Origin of the sequence: Aerococcus mictus (assembly GCF_003286595.3) — a bacterium.
GTDB lineage: Bacteria > Bacillota > Bacilli > Lactobacillales > Aerococcaceae > Aerococcus > Aerococcus mictus.
Genome location: NZ_CP132985.1, coordinates 943,016 through 960,891, shown reverse-complemented (window position 1 = coordinate 960,891; position 17,876 = coordinate 943,016). Strand labels below are relative to the sequence as shown.

17 protein-coding genes are annotated in these 17,876 nt (G+C 38.2%); 8 read left to right on the top strand and 9 right to left on the bottom strand.

All coding sequences use genetic code 11. The features are described 5' to 3' along the window. Positions 1-30: 30 nt before the first annotated feature. The 5 genes from DBT49_RS04515 to DBT49_RS04495 form a co-directional block, all read right to left on the bottom strand. Positions 31-768 carry an amino acid ABC transporter ATP-binding protein gene (locus tag DBT49_RS04515; protein WP_013668510.1) on the bottom strand — a complete coding sequence of 246 codons (738 nt, stop codon included), beginning with the start codon at positions 766-768 and terminating at the stop codon, positions 31-33. Positions 769-780: 12 nt separating this feature from the next. Continuing rightward, positions 781-1,470 carry an amino acid ABC transporter permease gene (locus DBT49_RS04510; RefSeq protein ID WP_111872347.1) on the bottom strand — a complete coding sequence of 230 codons (690 nt, stop codon included), beginning with the start codon at positions 1,468-1,470 and terminating at the stop codon, positions 781-783. Between the two features lie 4 nt (positions 1,471-1,474). Then, positions 1,475-2,167 (bottom strand): amino acid ABC transporter permease, encoded by a 693-nt coding sequence (locus DBT49_RS04505; RefSeq protein WP_070558058.1) that lies wholly within the window; start codon positions 2,165-2,167, stop codon positions 1,475-1,477. A 158-nt stretch (positions 2,168-2,325) separates the two neighbouring features. Next, on the bottom strand, positions 2,326-3,180 hold the full coding sequence (locus DBT49_RS04500) for a transporter substrate-binding domain-containing protein (RefSeq protein WP_064293130.1): 855 nt from the start codon (positions 3,178-3,180) through the stop codon (positions 2,326-2,328). After that, entirely contained in the window at positions 3,170-4,177 is a 1,008-nt protein-coding gene (locus DBT49_RS04495; protein WP_070558060.1) for a uroporphyrinogen decarboxylase family protein, read from the bottom strand. Before DBT49_RS04495 ends, DBT49_RS04500 begins: the two co-directional genes overlap by 11 nt. A gap of 384 nt (positions 4,178-4,561) precedes the next feature. Here DBT49_RS04495 and DBT49_RS04490 point away from each other — a divergent pair, with 384 nt between their 5' ends. Continuing rightward, positions 4,562-6,298: an ABC transporter ATP-binding protein gene (locus DBT49_RS04490; RefSeq protein ID WP_070558062.1), complete on the top strand. Its 1,737-nt coding sequence runs from the start codon at positions 4,562-4,564 to the stop codon at positions 6,296-6,298. Further along, positions 6,288-8,087 carry an ABC transporter ATP-binding protein gene (locus DBT49_RS04485; protein WP_111872346.1) on the top strand — a complete coding sequence of 600 codons (1,800 nt, stop codon included), beginning with the start codon at positions 6,288-6,290 and terminating at the stop codon, positions 8,085-8,087. Before DBT49_RS04490 ends, DBT49_RS04485 begins: the two co-directional genes overlap by 11 nt. A gap of 114 nt (positions 8,088-8,201) precedes the next feature. Here DBT49_RS04485 and DBT49_RS04480 read toward each other — a convergent pair whose 3' ends face one another. From DBT49_RS04480 to DBT49_RS04470, 3 genes are read right to left on the bottom strand one after another with little or no spacing between them, the layout of a single operon-like run. Beyond that, positions 8,202-9,368: an AI-2E family transporter gene (locus DBT49_RS04480; protein ID WP_070558066.1), complete on the bottom strand. Its 1,167-nt coding sequence runs from the start codon at positions 9,366-9,368 to the stop codon at positions 8,202-8,204. A 12-nt stretch (positions 9,369-9,380) separates the two neighbouring features. After that, complete coding sequence (coaA, locus tag DBT49_RS04475; protein ID WP_070558068.1) at positions 9,381-10,313, bottom strand: type I pantothenate kinase; 933 nt, start codon at positions 10,311-10,313, stop codon at positions 9,381-9,383. Positions 10,314-10,328: 15 nt separating this feature from the next. Further along, entirely contained in the window at positions 10,329-11,084 is a 756-nt protein-coding gene (locus DBT49_RS04470) for an acyl-[acyl-carrier-protein] thioesterase (RefSeq protein ID WP_070558074.1), read from the bottom strand. Between the two features lie 202 nt (positions 11,085-11,286). Between DBT49_RS04470 and DBT49_RS04465 the strand changes: the two genes are divergently transcribed. From DBT49_RS04465 to DBT49_RS04455, 3 genes are all read left to right on the top strand, one after another. Beyond that, the gene (locus DBT49_RS04465; RefSeq protein ID WP_070558076.1) at positions 11,287-11,580 is read left to right on the top strand and encodes a HesB/YadR/YfhF family protein; all 294 of its coding nucleotides are present in this window, start codon (positions 11,287-11,289) and stop codon (positions 11,578-11,580) included. Positions 11,581-11,600: 20 nt separating this feature from the next. Further along, positions 11,601-11,867: a hypothetical protein gene (locus tag DBT49_RS04460; protein ID WP_070558078.1), complete on the top strand. Its 267-nt coding sequence runs from the start codon at positions 11,601-11,603 to the stop codon at positions 11,865-11,867. A gap of 211 nt (positions 11,868-12,078) precedes the next feature. After that, a complete protein-coding gene (locus DBT49_RS04455; protein ID WP_070558079.1) occupies positions 12,079-13,674 on the top strand; it encodes an ABC1 kinase family protein in 1,596 nt (531 codons plus the stop codon). A 119-nt stretch (positions 13,675-13,793) separates the two neighbouring features. Here DBT49_RS04455 and DBT49_RS04450 read toward each other — a convergent pair whose 3' ends face one another. Further along, positions 13,794-14,951 (bottom strand): YcjF family protein, encoded by a 1,158-nt coding sequence (locus tag DBT49_RS04450; RefSeq protein ID WP_070558081.1) that lies wholly within the window; start codon positions 14,949-14,951, stop codon positions 13,794-13,796. Positions 14,952-15,125: 174 nt separating this feature from the next. On the opposite strand from DBT49_RS04450, the gene trhA reads away from it, so the two are divergent. The 3 genes from trhA (at position 15,126) to rnjA (ending at position 17,828) form a co-directional block, all read left to right on the top strand. Further along, positions 15,126-15,803 (top strand): PAQR family membrane homeostasis protein TrhA, encoded by a 678-nt coding sequence (trhA, locus tag DBT49_RS04445; protein WP_111872379.1) that lies wholly within the window; start codon positions 15,126-15,128, stop codon positions 15,801-15,803. 133 nt (positions 15,804-15,936) lie between these two features. Then, positions 15,937-16,155: a DNA-dependent RNA polymerase subunit epsilon gene (locus DBT49_RS04440; protein ID WP_060778127.1), complete on the top strand. Its 219-nt coding sequence runs from the start codon at positions 15,937-15,939 to the stop codon at positions 16,153-16,155. Next, positions 16,155-17,828 carry a ribonuclease J1 gene (gene rnjA, locus DBT49_RS04435; RefSeq protein WP_070558085.1) on the top strand — a complete coding sequence of 558 codons (1,674 nt, stop codon included), beginning with the start codon at positions 16,155-16,157 and terminating at the stop codon, positions 17,826-17,828. The genes DBT49_RS04440 and rnjA overlap by 1 nt, the downstream gene beginning before the upstream one ends. The last annotated feature ends 48 nt before the right edge of the window (positions 17,829-17,876 follow it).

Here is a 17,876-nt window from a genome sequence, read left to right as displayed (position 1 = left end):
CTATTGCGGGCCTCTGATGACCTCATCATCTTAAAAGCGATCTAAGACATTGAGGAATTTATGTACTCTTTGATTTTTCTGAGCGTTAAAGAAACTGTAAGGATCGCCCTCTTCAATCACTTCTCCCTGCTCCATAAATATAATATGATCAGCAACATTCTTAGCAAAGGACATTTCATGGGTCACAACGACCATGGTAGTTCCCTTTTTAGCAAGTTCAGTCATAATATTTAAAACCCCATCGACTAATTCCGGGTCTAAAGCTGAAGTCGGTTCATCAAAGAGGATGAGATCAGGACTAGGTGCGATTGCTCTAGCGATCCCCACTCTTTGTTGTTGTCCTCCCGAGAGTTGATTAGGATAGCGATCCTTGAGTTTAGCCATCCCTACCCAGTCAAGGATTTCTTCACTTCGAGCAACTGCTTCATCCTTAGCCCAGCCTCGCGCTGTAACCAGGGGTTCTAGCAGGTTTTCTAAAACCGTTTTATTATTAAACAAATTATAATTTTGAAAAACAAAACCAATATGTTGTCTAATCTTCAAAATTTCTTTTCGAGTAATTTTGCTTAAGTCATAATGCTCTCCTAAGAGGCCAAATTCACCATGATCTGCCTTTTCTAAGAAGTTTAAGCACCGTAAAAGGGTGGTCTTTCCTGACCCACTAGGGCCCAAAATAGCAATCACATCTCCGGAATCAACCGTTAAATCAATTCCTTTCAATATTTTTTGACCAAGAAAGGATTTGTGGATATTTTTAACATTCAACATCATTAATCACTCCTAGGCATGGGATAGATAATACTTATTAATGACCTGTCCAAGATATTGAATTAAGCCACAAAGTATTAAATAAATAACAAAGATAACAATATAAGCACTGGTAAAATTATAGGAATAGGCTGCTGCAGTCTTTGCAATAGCTGTGATATCTTGCACCGGCATCACAAAAACTAAAGAAGTTCCCTTAACCAGTTCAATAATCAAATTAATAAATGAAGGTAGAGCAACTTTAAGCAATTGCGGAAAAATAATTCTTTCAAAACTTTTCCAAGGACTTAAACCGGCACTTAGGGCTGCCTCCCACTGGCCATAATCAACAGCCATTAAAGCAGACCGAAAAATCTCGGTTAAGGAAGCTAGCGCAATTAAGGAGAAGATAATGTAGGCATAGATAATCGGATTAAAATTAAAGACGTCCACCTTAACATGAATTAAATTGGTGAATTGATTTAAAAGACTAGGCAGTAAACTGTAAAAGAACAGAATAAGAACAATTAAGGGAGTAGCACGTATGATCGCTAAGTAAACTTGAATAAACTTACTAATGACTGGCAGCTCCCTCTGTAAAGCTAAGGCAAACAATAAAGCAGGGGCGATAGAAAATAATACCGCTACCAGCATAATACTAAGGGTCACAGGAATTCCTTTTAAGGAAGCAAAAAATGTATCAATAATAAAATCCCAATTCATCGCCCTATACCTCCCCTTTAGAAATTTCTTTTTCTACTAGATGAATAGAAACCATAATTAATCCAGCAATAATCCAATAGATAATGGCTACTGCCAAATCAGTTTCTAAGGAAAAATTACCCATATTTCGATTAATAAATAATTGTCCTGCCCCCATGACATCAATTAATCCAATGGTATAAGCTAGGGCAGTGTTTTTTAATAAAGAAACCGTCGAGTTACCAATATTTGGTAGGGCAATCCTTAAGGCTTGAGGCAGTATGATTCTAAAGAAAGTCCTAGCTTCTGACAGGCCCAAAGCTAAGCCAGCCTCCCTTTGTCCCTTATTGACCGCATCATAACTTGCTTTGAACACAACAGAAATATTGGCTCCATATAGCAAAGTTAAGGCAATAATGACAAAGACTGCTTGTGAGAAATCATGAATGTTAATCTTAAGCCACCACTTCAATAGCTGGGGTAAACCATAAAATACTAGAAATATCATCACTATCGGTGGCGTGCAGCGCATAATAAATATATAAGACTTCGTTATTTGCTGATACCATCTTTGCTTTGCCTCTAAGCCATAAGCTAGAATAACTCCTAGTAAATTGCCAAGGGTAAAGGAAATAATTAATATAAATAATGATACTGGTATAAATGGTATCAATTCCTTAAATAAAGGGAATATGGATTTTACATCAAAATTAACCATATTATCTCCTTTCTACACTAGTCAGTGAATGGCAATAGCCCTGCTAACTTAGATTGAACTGACTGCTTACTCTGAAAATAATTATTCAGAAGACTTCATTTCATCTAGACTTAATCAGGGCTAAGTAACACATCCTCGTCTTACATCAGATTGCCATTTTAATCTTTAATATAATCAAATACATTTTTATTTAAGTATTGTTGGGATAATTTTTCTAATGTACCATCTTCACGGAGTTCTTTAATCGCTTGATCATAATCTTTGACTAATTGTTCATTTTCATCAGTCCGTTCAAATAATGGATAGATTGGAATCCCTTTATAAGTCACGTAGGTCAATTGATCAGCTTTATCATGGTAAGGACCATCTTCATCTTCTACAGACTTTTTATAGGATAGGTCAATAGAGAAGTAAGCATCATAACGTCCTTCAAGCACCCAACCATAGGCATCGGATAAGTCAAATTGATCAGCAGGAACCAAATCAATAGGATGATCAGGATTCTTTTTATTATAATCTTGAATCACATCATATTGACCGTTTTGTGGCGAAATAGGAACTAATCTCCCCTTAGCCTTAGCGAAATCATCGATGTTTTTATATTTATCCTTATCTTCAGAACGAATGGTCAACCCAATCACACTCGCCCCATGATAGTTTTTCGGAATAATAAACTTCTTAGCCCGCTCATCGGTATACCAGCATCCTTTAATCCCTGCGTCATACTTACCTGACTCTAAGCCAATGAGTAAGTCTTCATTAGATGTTGGGACAAAGTCAAAGTGATACTGAGGCAACTTCTTTTCAACTTCTCTAAAAACGGCAACCTCATAACCATCGGCTTCGCCCTTATCATTCACGAAATTATAGGGATAATAATTTTGCCAAAAAGCAACCTTCACATTGCGTGCATTTTCTTTACTTGGTTCATTACTTCGGTTTCTGATTAAGAAGCTGGCTAATACAACGACTACCGCCACTAAAATACCGATAAATAATTTTTTATTTTTCATTTTCAGCTGCCTCCTCTATACTTGCTTGGCGAACCCATTCAAAATGTTCTCTTGGTGTATCTGCTGGAATGGTACAATCTGCGCCAATCACATAAGGTGTATCACCAGCTTCTTTAATTAATTGCTTGGTATAAGCCTTAATTTCTTCCTCTGTTCCCTTGTAGATGAGGTCATCTGCTGTATTTTGGAAACCACCCACAACAACCTTATCTTTAAAGATCTTCTTGCCGTCTTCAATCGATAATTTTTCCGGCCCAGTTGCCCAATTAACCGCACTGGCTGGATAGTCAGCAAATTTTTCTAATCGGTTATGGGCGCCTAAGTAACCACAAACATGGAGGATATGGTGAGGTTTAAGTTCTTTAGCACGATTTAATAAAGCAGTATCCAATGGCTTAACCAGTTCAATAAAGTCTTGGTCAGTAAAATCATCGGTTTGTAAATCTTGAGTAGAGTAATAGATCCCGTCAACGGTAGTCTCTGATAAGATTCCTTCAATGACCTTTTGAATATCTCCCGCAATGACTTTTAAAATTTTTGCGAAAAGTTCAGGATCTTCCTGATAGAACCGGCTGACACGTTCATCTTGGTCATCATATAAGATTTTGAAGGTAGTTAATGGACCGAAAATATTATAAAAACTATACAATTGGTTATTGTGTAGGGCTTCGACCTCCTTGGCAAACTGAATTTGTTCTTGAATCCAAGGATCATCATTTGCTAGCGGTTCAATTTCTCCAACTTCCGATAAATGCTCAGCTTTTTGTAACTTTTCATTAGGATATTGAAAATAACCATCAGTCATTATCTTTATATAGTCAGGCTCAATGTCCTTAAGAAATTGTTGGTGGCCAGCTAAATTAGCTGGTTTGATTTGATCATCTTTCAACGCATTAGCATGGTAAACATCTTCTACAAAGTGGTGCCAGAAACCAACCGGTGTTCGCTCAGCTTGATGGCCATCAAAGACTGTTTTTACTAATTCCTTCTTACTCATTTTGTTTTCCTCCTTACTAGTAAAACTCCAATTCCTCAAATAAATAAAATTGAAGTTTAACTAATTTTTTGTAAGTTATATTTTTTATTGACTTAATATTAGTTAGGGACGACCTAAAAATCAATAGTTTTAAGTTAAAAATGATAATCTATCTTTCGATCAAATCTGATACACTCCCGCTCGATCAAATACGTTCGCCGGGTCCTTGAGTTGATTACAATAAAAAAGGCCCCAAAGTTAGGCATGATCCTAGACTGAGAGGCAAATAAATGGGGCTATCAATGTTTCTTTTTTTATTATATATTTAGTGTGAAAACAATTATTGTCTAATTTTTCTATCGTCTTTTATGATGGTAAATAGTTTATTTATTGAGGGGAGTTTTTATGAAATATATTTGGTCTTATATCAAGCCCTTTAAGAAAGAGTTAGTATTTATCTTCCTGGGTATGTTGATGTTTTCAGTGGTTAACCTAGGTTTACCAACCATGTTAGCAATGATTATTGATAACGCATTAATACCAGGTGACTTATCCAACCTTTACTTTTTCCTAGCAATTATGCTCTTTATTTCTTGTTTAGGGATTGCTGGACAGATTTTTGGCTCTTATTTTATTAGTAAGTTGTCAACGATGATGACAATGAATTTGCGTAATGATTTATTTAAAAAAATGCTTAAGCTTTCTCATCACGAGTTTCAAGATTACGGGGTCCCCTCTTTAACCAACCGGATGACTTCCGATGCTTTTATCCTCATGCAGTTTACTCAAATGACTCTTAGGACTTTGGCAACTGCACCAGTGATGATCATTATTAGTATTTATATGATTACACGGACTTCGCCCGAATTAGGTTTGTATGTTTTCCCCGTGGCACCTATGATAGTGGCCATGATTATCATTATTGCCTGGTTAACCTTACCGATTTCCCGTGCCCAACAAAAAACTTTAGATAGTATTAACCGGATTCTCAGAGAAAATATTACTGGTACTCGAGTCGTTCGTGCCTTTAACCGGGAACAATTTTTCGAAGAACGTTTTGAAGAAGTCAACCATACTTACCGGCAATACTCTAGTCGTCTGTTTAAAACCATGGCCATTACGCCCTCTCTCTTTTCTTTAATCATGAATATTACTATCATATTAATCGTCTGGTTTGGTGCTGGTTTTGCTGCTAGGGGGAGTGTTCAAGTAGGGACCTTAGTCGCCTTTATTGAGTACGTATGGCTAGCCCTCTTCTCCTTAACCATTTTTGCTAATATTTTCATGATGTATCCACGAGCAGTTGTTTCAGCAGGGCGACTCGACGAAGTCATGCATACACCAATAACCGTCCCTCACCCTGAAAATCCGATTATGGAGACTGATGGTAGTGGGCGCTTAGAATTCAATCACGTCGACTTTGCTTATCCGGATGCTGATGAACCCGTCCTAAGAGATATTAGCTTCTCATCAAAGGCTGGGGAAACCATCGCCTTTATCGGTTCCACTGGGTCGGGAAAATCAACCATTGTGAAGTTAATCCCCCGTTTCTACGATGTCTCCAGTGGGGAAATTAAGCTCGATGGTATTGATATTCGTGACCTAGACTTACAAGTTCTACGCTCTAAAATAGGCTACACGCCTCAAAAAGCCAACCTTTTCTCTGGTCAAATTGCCACCAACCTTCGCTATGGTAAGTTTGATGCGGACGAGGAAGACATGGACCACGCGACTTCGATCGCACAGGCTAGTGAATTTATCAATCGGCTAGCGACTCGTTACTACACCGAATTGACCGAAGGCGGCACTAATCTATCAGGTGGCCAGCGCCAACGCCTATCCATTGCCCGTTCAATTATTGGGGACCGGGAAATATATATATTTGATGATAGTTTTTCCGCTTTGGATTATAAAACTGACGCTGCTGTACGCCAAGCGCTTAAGGAAGAAACGAAAGACGCGACAACAATTATTATTGCCCAACGAGTCGGTACCATCATCAATGCTGATCAAATCATCGTTTTAGACCATGGTCAAATAGCCGCAAAAGGCACCCACAAGGAACTATTAAAGTCATCTCCGCTATATTATGAAATTGCTTCGTCACAACTTACCAAGGAGGAATTAGAATATGGAGAATAATCGTCAATTAATGAAGAGTCTCTGGCACTTTATTTCTCCCTACCGCTTTAAGTTCAGTTTAAGTGTTATTTGTACAATCGTTCTATGTCTATCAAATGTCCTTGAACCGATTGTCCTAGGCTTAGCAATTACTGAAATCTCTAAAAATATATTAGCCATCATGAACAATGTGCCAGGAGCTGGAATTAACTATGACTACTTATTAAAAATCATGGCCCTCTACTTTCTACGGGGAATCTTCTACCATGGTTCTTTTTACCTCAGTCAATACTGGTTAACTGATGTCGTGCAGCATTCGATTTATGATTTGCGTAATGCCATTAGTCATAAAGCAAATCGCCTACCAGTTTCCTATTTCGATAAAAATCAAACGGGAGATATTCTTAGCCGAATGACTAACGATGTGGATACCTTATCCAATGCCCTCCAGCAATCAGTTCTTCCCCTATTAACCGGCGTTTTACAAATTAGTTTTGCCTTAATCAGTATGTTTATATTGCATTGGAAGCTGGCCTTGGTTAGTGTCATCTCTATGCCTATTACTTACTTGAGTGCAAAATCTATTTTGAATTACTCCCAACCAATCTTTAAAAAACAAGCAGATGCTTTGGGACACCTCTTTGGCTATACCCAAGAGCAATTATCCGGCTACACCGAAATAAAAGTCTATAACAAAGAAAATGAGTCGGTTGATGAATTTGAAAAACGTAATCAAAATCTGCAGGAAGTTGGCTTTAAAGCCGCATTCCTAGCTGAAATTCTCCAACCCATTTTAAGCTTTATTTCTAATTTAGCCTATATTGTAATCACTGGTCTCGGTGCTTATTTCGTCTTTATCCAACAATTAACCATTGGTAACTTACAAGCCTTTGTTCAATATGTCTGGCAAATTAACCAACCCATCCAAACTATCACCCAACTCATCGGAGTGATTCAAAGTGCTGTAGCAGCCAGTCAGCGAATCTTCACCTTCCTTGGCGAAGAAGAGGTCTACCAAAAACCAGTGACTGAACATCTTCCTCTAACAATTAAAGGACAAGTTAGCTTTGACCATGTGATATTTGCCTATGATGAGGATAATATCTTAATGCACGATGTCTCCTTTACCGTAGAACCTGGTCAAACAGTTGCCATTGTTGGCCCAACTGGAGCAGGTAAAACTACCCTGATTAACCTGCTCATGCGCTTCTACGATGTCCTGGACGGGTCCATTAAGATTGATGGCATGAATATCAAAGATATCAGCCGACATGATTTGAGAAGCCATATTGGGATGGTCTTACAGGATGCTTGGCTCTATACAGATACTATCCGTGAAAATATTCGCCTTGGTGATCTAGAAGCCAGTGATTATGAAGTGATTGATGCTGCTAAGATAGCCAATGTTGATCATTTTATCCGTACCCTACCTGGGGGCTATGACATGGAAATTAACGAAGAAGGTAGTAATGTTTCTCTAGGGCAAAAACAACTCATGACTATCGCCCGGGCGATCGTTTCTGATCCTGATATTCTCATTCTCGATGAGGCAACTTCCTCGGTTGATACTCGTTTAGAGCAATTAATTCAATCTGCAATGGACCGTATCATGGAGAACCGCACCAGCTTCGTCATTGCCCACCGTCTATCAACCATCCGTAATGCCGACATCATACTAGTCATGAAAAATGGTGATATTATCGAACACGGTAACCATGATAGTCTCATGGCTAAAGACGGTTTCTATGCGGATCTTTACAATAGTCAATTTAACCAAGAAAGTGCCGCAGAAATTCACATGGGCTATTAGCGAATTCATTTTTTAATAACGATGACTATAAGTTTTCTTGCTGCTAGCTTTACTAAAAACCATTAAAATATTGTATAAGAAAAAGGCTGGAACTTTTGTTCCAGCCTTTTGCTCTTATTTAGGATCGATTTCTGCGCTCCAGGTTTCGATATCTAATTCTTTCAGATCAAGTCGATGATTAATGGTAGCTGCTGTGAGTTGGTAGATTACCGATACCGTAGGAACACTGAGTAACATTCCTGGTAAGCCAAAGAAGGCACCGCCGACAGTCACAGCGACTAGGGTCCATAAGCCAGGTAAACCAACGCTTCCCCCAACAACACGAGGATAAATAATATTCCCTTCCAGTTGTTGCACAACAGTTATAAAAATGATAAATAAGATCGCTTTGGTCGGACTAGTCACAACGATTAGCAAGGCCCCAGCAACAGCTCCGAAGATTGCTCCAAAAATAGGAATCAAACCCGAAGCTCCCATTATCACTGAAATAGTTAAAGCATAAGGAAAATGACAAATTAACATGCCAATGTAAACCAAAATTCCAAGTATAAAAGCTTCAAGAACCTGGCCACTAACAAAATTAGTGAAAACATCATTGGCTAACTTTCCCACATTGACTAAGTAATTTGCCCAAGGTAAATTACAAATGGCATAGATCACTTTCTTTACTTGTCTGGTTAAAGTTTCCTTGGCCGAAACCACAGTAATCCCAAAAACCAAAGAAATAAATAAATTAAACAGGCTATTCACCAGGCCAATACCGATGGTAAAGGTTTGTGAAAGCAAATTGGTAGCTAAGGATTGCACGAAGGCGATGGCTCTTTGGGCTAAATTATTTAAATTGATATCCAATTGTTGGATATAAGTCACTAATTCGGGATGACGGTCAATAAAACGCATGACCTTAGAGATGAGTTGACTAATGGTTGTAGGCACGATAGAAATGAATGAAGTGATCGTATCTTCAAAATCAGGTAGGACTAAAAAAATTAAAAAGTAAATCAGTAAGATGATTAGAATCAAGGAAAGGATAATAGCTAAGCCACGCAAGGTTTTCCGATGCCTTTTAAAATAATCGATTCTTTTTAAGTATTTTTCAATATAATTTACCGGAATCGATAGAATAAAGGCAATTGCTGCCCCAACTAAAAATGGACTAATTACATTTTGAATCTGGCCCATAAAATTACTGATAATATTTAAATTATTCATTATCCAAAGGACCGCCAAAAGAATGGCTATTCCACTAAAAACTTTTATCCAATTTTTTTCAAAATTCATTTTTCATTTCTCCTAATAGCGTCGCATTCTAATTGAATCAATATAGTGATTTTCAATTTTATGAATAACTATGTCGGCCCGATCTCGAGTAGGTAAAATATAGTCTTCCAAGTTAACTAAATTAATGTTTTCCCAAGTCCGCTTAGCTGAACGTAAAGCGTCATCTAAGGGCATCTTACTATAACGTTGGTTGTAGTGCTCGGGGTCTCTCTGGGCATTTTCACGAAGTAAAATAAACCGTTCCATATACCATTTTTCAATTAATTCAGTATCAGCATCAACATAAATAGACAGATCAGCATATTCACCAATAAAAAACTGGTCTGACCCGACAAATTGTAAGACATTGATCCCCTCAACAATTAAAATATGGGGCGATTTAATTTCCCGGTAGGCATTAAGTCGGTCATAACTTTCGTGAGAGTACAAAGGCACCTTGAGGCGCTGCTTATTGCTCTTGACAGCCATAAAAAACTTCTTTAATTCATGCATATCATAGCTTTCCGGGAAGCCCTTACGGTGCATTAAATCCCAATGTTCTAATTGCTCATTAGGATATAAAAAACCATCGGTAGTAATTAATTCAACATCTAAATAAGGAAAAAATTGTGATAAAAAGAGCTGTAATAGACGCGCCGTAGTACTTTTACCAACGGCAACACTCCCCGATATACCAATAATAAAAGGGGGTATTTTATCATTGATCCCTAAAAATTGATTGCGTTCACTAATCAACCTCTGATAATTTTTAAAGTATATACTAATTAATTGTGTGAGAGGCTGATAAATATCATTAGCATCTTCTAAAGTCAGATGGTCATTAAAAGCCAGCAAGTCCTCTAATTGCTTTTCAGTTAACTTCACATTAATATCAGATGTAATTTCGTTACGATAAGCATGCCAATCGTCACGATCAATAATATGATACATATTATTGAAAGCCATTCCCTAAACCCCTTACTAGTCTTTTCTATTCCAAGATATTTCAACACTTGCATGAATATTGTCATCAAACGATACTATCTTATGCTTGGTCAATAACTGCCTATCTCCCGCTAGATTGATTTCCGATTTTAACCAGCCGCGGTCCCCTTCATAGAGCTCGTGCTTATAGATGATGGTCAGCTGTTTCACCTGCCAGCTCTCTAAAAATTCTTGCCCCACTTGCCTAAATATCCAATCCAAATAAACTAAATTGTTAACATGCTTGTTTCGATCAATCGCCTGATGATCAACCAAGAATTCACTCAGCAAATCGTTATCTTTTGTTGGTGAAAATTTAATTTTACTCAAACGAATGCGCTTGCTAACATCAATACCTAGTTTGGCATCTAAGGAGAGCGTATCAACCCGCTCGATTTGACGACTGACAAAATCAATCAAAGTAAATACCATGGTACACTTGGCTAAAAGGGCTCTTTCTTGATCAACTAAGCTAAAGCTTCTTTTTACAAAGAAGGCGTTAGCCCCTGTTAACTCTGTGGCCACAGTGACAGATTCATTACATTCTGCTAGACGGTTAATACTTAACTGATTTTCAACGATTACCCAGATATAACGCGAGTCCAACGACCAAAGTCCGGCCTGCTTGAGGGCTTGGTCGTGGTCAGCAGAGAGGGCTAAAAAGAGAGCAATGAGGCTCTTAATTTGAATACGACCTTCTTGATCACATTGATCCTGACTGATAATAATATCTTTTTGATAAGACGCTGCCATTGAACCCCTTCTTCACAAAATTGTACTTGAACATTTAGAATATATCGACTTCCATTATAGCATTTAACTGTACTATAAATAAATAATAAAATAAGAAAAGCTCTAATAAACTCAGGCATTTTGACCCCCAAGCCTTTGACTAGTCAAGTATTCTCTTTTCATCTATAATGGAGCTAGTTTAAAGATACAGGGGAGTGAAAATATGCAAATTCGAATTAGTGATCAGGCATTAAAGTTTTTCAAAGAAGATATGGATTTAGGTTCCGGGGATGCTGTCCGTTTCACCAGTAAAGTCTATGGAAAAACCAACATTCATGAAGGGGTGTCGGTAATGGTTCAAGTCAGTCAACCACAAAAAGTCCTGGTAAGTGAAACAATCGATGGCATCACCTTCTTTGCTGAAGAAGATGATGCTTGGTTTTACAATGATCACTCTCTAGAAGTTGACTACGATGAAGAAGAAGAAAAATTATTATTTACTTTTGTTGATGACTAATTAAAAGGGGCAATGTAATTATGGATAATCTAAAAAAATTATTTTTAGCTGCTATCGGTGGAACTAGCCTAACCTTAGAAAAAGCTCAAGAAATGATCAAACAAGCCATTGATAAGGGACAAATAACCGTCCAAGAAGGTAAAGAACTGACTGAAGACTTAAAACGTAGCTTTACCGACCGAACTCAAAAACAATCGCTTTCTGAACAAATCGAATCCTTGCAAGTACAAGTTGATAATTTATCTGACCAAGTAAATCAGTTATCAGAAAAATTAAATGAGATCTAAGAAAATGTTTTCTGAACGCTTATCTAAGGGTAAGCGTTTTTTCATAAGGCTGAATTGCCATAGAATATAACTGATTAATCAGAATTCAAGGATAAATATTTGGCTTAGACGTCAGTCAAGAGTTAATCAGCTCATTGAGACTTTTTACTTTTAAGAGAACAAGACTGGGCCGAGTAATTATTTAACCCCATCTTTTTTAGGAAGTGATCGCATGGCAAATAAAACACATCGCTTAAGCGAAATCATTCAAGTTTTAGCTAACTTTGGTTTTGGAGAAGTTTACCAGCGCAGTTTTAAAAAATTGGATATCCAGGAAAGTGCTAAAAATTTAAGACAGGCTTTTGAAGCCTTGGGGCCTTCCTTCATTAAAATTGGTCAAATACTCTCCACTCGAAACGACCTCCTCTCAGAACCTTACATCTTAGAATTGCAAAAGCTACAACACTCTGCCCCTCCCTTTTCTTACCAAGAAGCCGAACAAATTATTAGAGAAGAATTAGGAGAAGCTCCTGACCAATGCTTCGCAAGTTTTGCTAAAGAAGCCCTAGCTACTGGATCGATTGCCCAAATCCACCGGGCCCAATTACAGACTGGTCAAGAGGTCGTGGTTAAAATCCAACGTCCCCAAATCAAAGAGCAATTAATCTCCGATATTGATTTATTCATTCACGTTATCAATAAAATCCCTACTATTTTCACCAATATTATCTCCAATCCAGTGGCTATTCTCCGGGAAATTCGCCAGCAGAGTCTTTTAGAGATGGATTTCTTAAATGAAGCAAATAATATGCGACGTTTTCAAAGCAACCATGACAAGCGTTGCTTAATTGGCGTTCCCAACTATTATGGTGATTTAACCACCCACAAAGTATTGGTTATGGACTATATTGCGGGGGTTTCTATTGGTAATGTCTCAAAGTTAAAACAAATGGGCTATGACTTGAATAATATCGCCGAAAAGCTGGTCTATTCTTTTCTTTACCAGGTATTTGAGGATGGTTTTTACCATGCCGACCCTCACCCCGGCAATATTCTTATTAGTCAGGAAAAAATTTATTTTATTGACCTAGGAATGATGGGGACACTCTCCTCCTCCGATCAAAAATTATTAATTAATTTATTAGAGGCCCTCGCTTTTAAGGATATTGATGAATTAGTCCGCCTCCTACAGATCATCTGTAAGGGACCTCGGATCACTGACCAGTATAGTCTGTATAAGGACGTTCAGTGGTTATTTGAGCGTTACCTCACCACTGGCCTGGAAGCGATTGATATGGGAGAAATTTTTCAAGAAGTCATGAAAACTGCCTTAAAATATAAGTTAACTTTTCCCACTAAGTTCGTCCAATTAAGTAAAACCGTGATTATCCTAGAAGGCATCTGTGAATCCTTGAATCCTGAATTTGATTTTATGTCTATTTTTATGGATTTTACCTTCCATCACTCCTTATTAGAGCAGAGTCATTTATTCAACAAGGATCACTTGCTCCGCGAATCCACTCGTTTATTGCGGTCGGGTATTTCTCTCCCCCAGCAAGCCAACCAGGCCCTCTCTGAATTCATTAAGGGCCGTACGACAATAAATATCTCCATGCGAGAAGTTAAAGAGTTAACTAAAGAACTTAATCAGATCATTAACCGAATTGTTACAGCCCTCATTTTGTCAGCAATAATCATCTCATCCGGCTTTATCGTTTCCCAAAACAATAGCCACTATGCCGGCAATATCGCCCTATTATTCTTTGTCATGGGAGTAGTCCTGGGGCTTTACCTGCTCTATTCCTTTGTTCGTTCACGAAAAAAATAATAGTTAATATTAAACCAGGAGAATGGAGCTTTTGGCTCATCCTCCTGGTTTTCCTCTTTTATTCTTTTAACATGTCTAGTCAATCGATAAAAACTAGTCTCACGCTCTTCACATGACGATTAATCTTTCATGTCTTCGACATCTTGAAAGTCTTTATCTTTCTTCCCGCGTCTTAGACGTTTTCTAAAGTGCGTTTTCATTAATTTATTAAGACTTTCAAGCGAAATTTCTTCGCCCTTCGCCTCTGATACTGCAATAATGGTTAAAACTTCAATATAGGACATCGCTAAAGCAGTCGTCACCATAGCAGCAGTCGAGCCCGAGATAAGTCCTCCTAGGGCAGACCCTAAACCTGGAATAAACTTCACCAAGTTTGAGGCAATGGTTCGCCCGAGATAAGTCGCCCCACCGGTTCCAATCACTGCCCCTAGGATACTAATGACTTGCTTACTTTGCATAGAGATGCCGAAAATAGCTGTTATCCTAGCTAGCATAGTAATTTGAATTGGCACGAGCAAAGTGGCGTCAGAGAAAGGAATCGGGGAAAAACCGACTCCAAAAGTCATGGCTACTGACTTTTTTGCCCAACGGCGAGCAGCCTTGGCCTTCCGTTTAATATCAATCCGTTGAGCATTGGTAAAAGCGGGATGAACGTTTTCTGGAATAACTAAGAAAGTTAAATTAAGTAAGTCTTCCAAGCCGAAAGCTTCAATAGTGACTTGATCATTAATCCTGTAATCGGCTGCCATGACTGGAATGACACCCTGGATAGGTAAATTAAGACTTTCAATATAAGCCTTCATGGTATCACCTGCTTCACCAATTGATTGGGTCAAAACGACAATAACTGGCATATGGTCAGCGAGCTCCTCAATCAAGTCAATTTCCATTTCTTCAATCCGTTGAGAATTCGCATTGATACAGTAATAAGCTGCGTGCAAATAGCTACCCTCTTTAGTGAGATCAGCTTGTAAAGCATTAATTTCTTCTTTAATTTGCTTTTGTACCTCTTTTGAAAGTTCTAGTCCCCGACTATCATATAAATTGATGGGCATGTCTTCTTTACTAAGCTTTTGAATATGTTGGGTGATGGGTTTTCCTACGCCCGTTTTAGCCAGTTCTTCTCGAAAGATATTATTAATTAAAGTACTTTTACCCACACCAGTTTTTCCAACGACAAGAATTTCAATTTTTTCCATTTCATTAATAGTATCGCCGGCCTGGTTGAGTAAATCGTCTGCGAGTGAAAAATCAAAGTTTTTAGGATTAAATGCCATTCTGCTACCTCCTCAGTTCCCTACAATTATAGCAGAAGACGCTATTAAAGATAAATTAGGACGACTTTAAGTCAAGCTTGCAAGACAAAGTCCACATTTTCTTCCTCCAACACCGATTAAGGACTTGTGTTATTATATAATTATAAAGTGAGCTTAATGGAAAGTAGGATGACCATGGAAAAGCAACCAAACCTCTTGTTTTCAAATCCCCAGATATTGAATTCGCGATCCTATCAAGTAACAAGTCAAATTTTTAGTGCGATTAGCCATGGCATCGGCTTACTCTTAGCCTTAATTGGTACGGGACTTTTAATTAGCAAAGCTCTCCATTTTCAAGAACTTAATCGGCTAATGGCTTACACTATTTATGGCTTGTCGATGGTTAACTTATATTTCTTCTCAACCATGTACCATGCGCTATATTTTACCAAGGTAGCCCCAATCTTCCGCTTTTTTGATCATTGCAGTATTTATTTTCTCATTGCTGGCTCCTATAGCCCCTTTTGTTTAATTGCTTTAAACAACTCCCTGGGCTGGCTAATTATCTTCATTGAGTGGTTAATTGTAGCCTTAGGTCTTTATTGTGAAATCTATAAGCGGCATTGGTTGAAAAAATACTCAACCTACATTTATTTAAGTATGGGCTGGCTAGCTGTCTTTATTGTTTACCCAATCATCCAGTCGGTATCTCTGGCTGGCCTTCTATGGCTTTTAGCCGGGGGACTTTTTTATTCGCTAGGAACTTCTTTCTATCGTTTCGATCATAAATATGTCTATTTCCATACCATTTGGCACCTATTTGTTCTATTAGGGACCGCCTGCCAATTTATATCGATTTATTTTTATGTTTAACTCGCCTAATGAAGCAGGAACTTGCTAGAACAACTTTATTTAGGCAAAGCTCTGTCATTATGCTAAAATAGAACAAGCGATATTGATTCAATTCCAATAAACAAGCTAATTAATACTAGAAAAGGAGAATTTTATGATATTTAAGGTGACTTATCAAGAAAAAGCTAACGAAGCACCTGTTCGTGAAAAAACTCAAGCACTCTATATCGAGTCCGATAGCATTATCGATGTACGCCAACAATTACGAGAAAATACCCCTTATCTCGTTGAACACATCCAAGCATTAGATGAAGCCCATCTGGCCTATGAACAAAAAAGCCCAGATTTTCATCTTACGGAGTTTGATAAATAATGAGTTTTGAAGTAAAAGATAATGAAGTTTATGTCTTTGCCATTGGTGGTCTTGGAGAAATTGGGAAGAATATGTACGTGGTCCAATACCAAGACGAAATCATTATTATGGATAATGGGGTTAAATTTCCTGACGATGAATTACTTGGCATCGATTATGTAATTTCAGACTATAGCTACCTCATTGAGAATAAAGATAAGGTAAAAGGAATCTTTGTTTCCCATGGCCACGAAGACCATATCGGTGGAATTCCTTGGTTATTAAAACAAGTGAATTTTCCCATTTATGCTGATCAATTAGCACTGGCTTTAATTCGAGGTAAATTAGAAGAACATGGTTTATTAGGTGATGCGATTTTACATGAAATCGATGACGAATCTATCATTAATTTTGATAAAACATCCGTTTCTTTCTTCACAGTAAACCACTCAATTCCTGGCGCCAAGGGAATTTTAGTTAAGACTCCCGTTGGAGCCGTTGCTTTCACAGGAGACTATAAATTCGATTTTACTCCAATTGGTAAGCATGCAGACTTGCACAAAATGGCTCGTATCGGTGATGAGGGTCTCTTACTCTTATTAGCTGATTCAACCAACTCTGAAGTTCCTGGTTGGACCATGTCTGAACACTATGTGTCCAATTCATTGAAAGATATTATGACGCCAATCGAAGGCAGAATCATTTTTGCTTCCTTCGCTTCTAATATCTCCAGGTTAAGTGAAGCCATAGAAATAGCTGTCAACACTGGCAGAAAAATCGCCGTATTTGGGCGCTCAATGGAGAACGCCTTCCGTAATGCCCAAGAAATTGGCTATTTTAATATTCCAGAAGGTACCTTCATTGAATCAAAAGAAATTAACGACTATCCGGATAACGAGATCATGATTATGTGTACAGGGTCTCAGGGGGAACCACTAGCTGCCCTAAGTCGGATTGCTAATGGCACCCACCGTCAAGTAACCTTGCACCCAACAGATACCGTCGTATTTTCTTCTTCCCCAATTCCTGGTAACTTATCCAGCGTCAATAATCTGATTAACAAGTTATTAGAATCTGGTGCAGAGGTGGTTCATGGCAAGATTAATAATGTCCACACTTCGGGACATGCTAGTCAAGAACAACAAAAGTTATTACTTCGCTTAATGAAGCCAAAATTCTTTATGCCTGTTCATGGGGAGTACCGCATGCTGTGTGTTCATGGTGAAACCGCCCAAGCTGTTGGTGTACCTGAAGAAAACGTCATCATCCATGATAATGGACAAGTTGCTGCCCTAACCCAAGACTCCTGGCGAGAGGCTGGTAAGGTCCCTGCTGATGCTGTCTATGTTGATGGTAAGGGGATCGGTGATATCGGTAATATTGTCCTCCGTGACCGGCATAATCTTTCCGAGGATGGTATCGTCATCGTTGTCGTTACCGTTAACTTTGAAAATAACGAATTAGTTGCAGGTCCTGACATTGTCTCACGTGGATTTATTTATATGCGTGAATCTGGCGACTTAATTAAAGATGCCCAAAAGGTTGTTCAAACGACGGTTATTGGTCATCTCAACTCAGGAAAGGAAGTCAATGAGAAGATACTCCGTGATAGTATTCAAAACGCCCTCTATCCTTTCCTACACAAGCGTACCAAACGTAACCCAATGATTCTACCTGTTATCATGCCAGTTTAAACCAATAAGCATGTAAAAAAGGAGCGACTCCAGTGAATAATCTTTCAC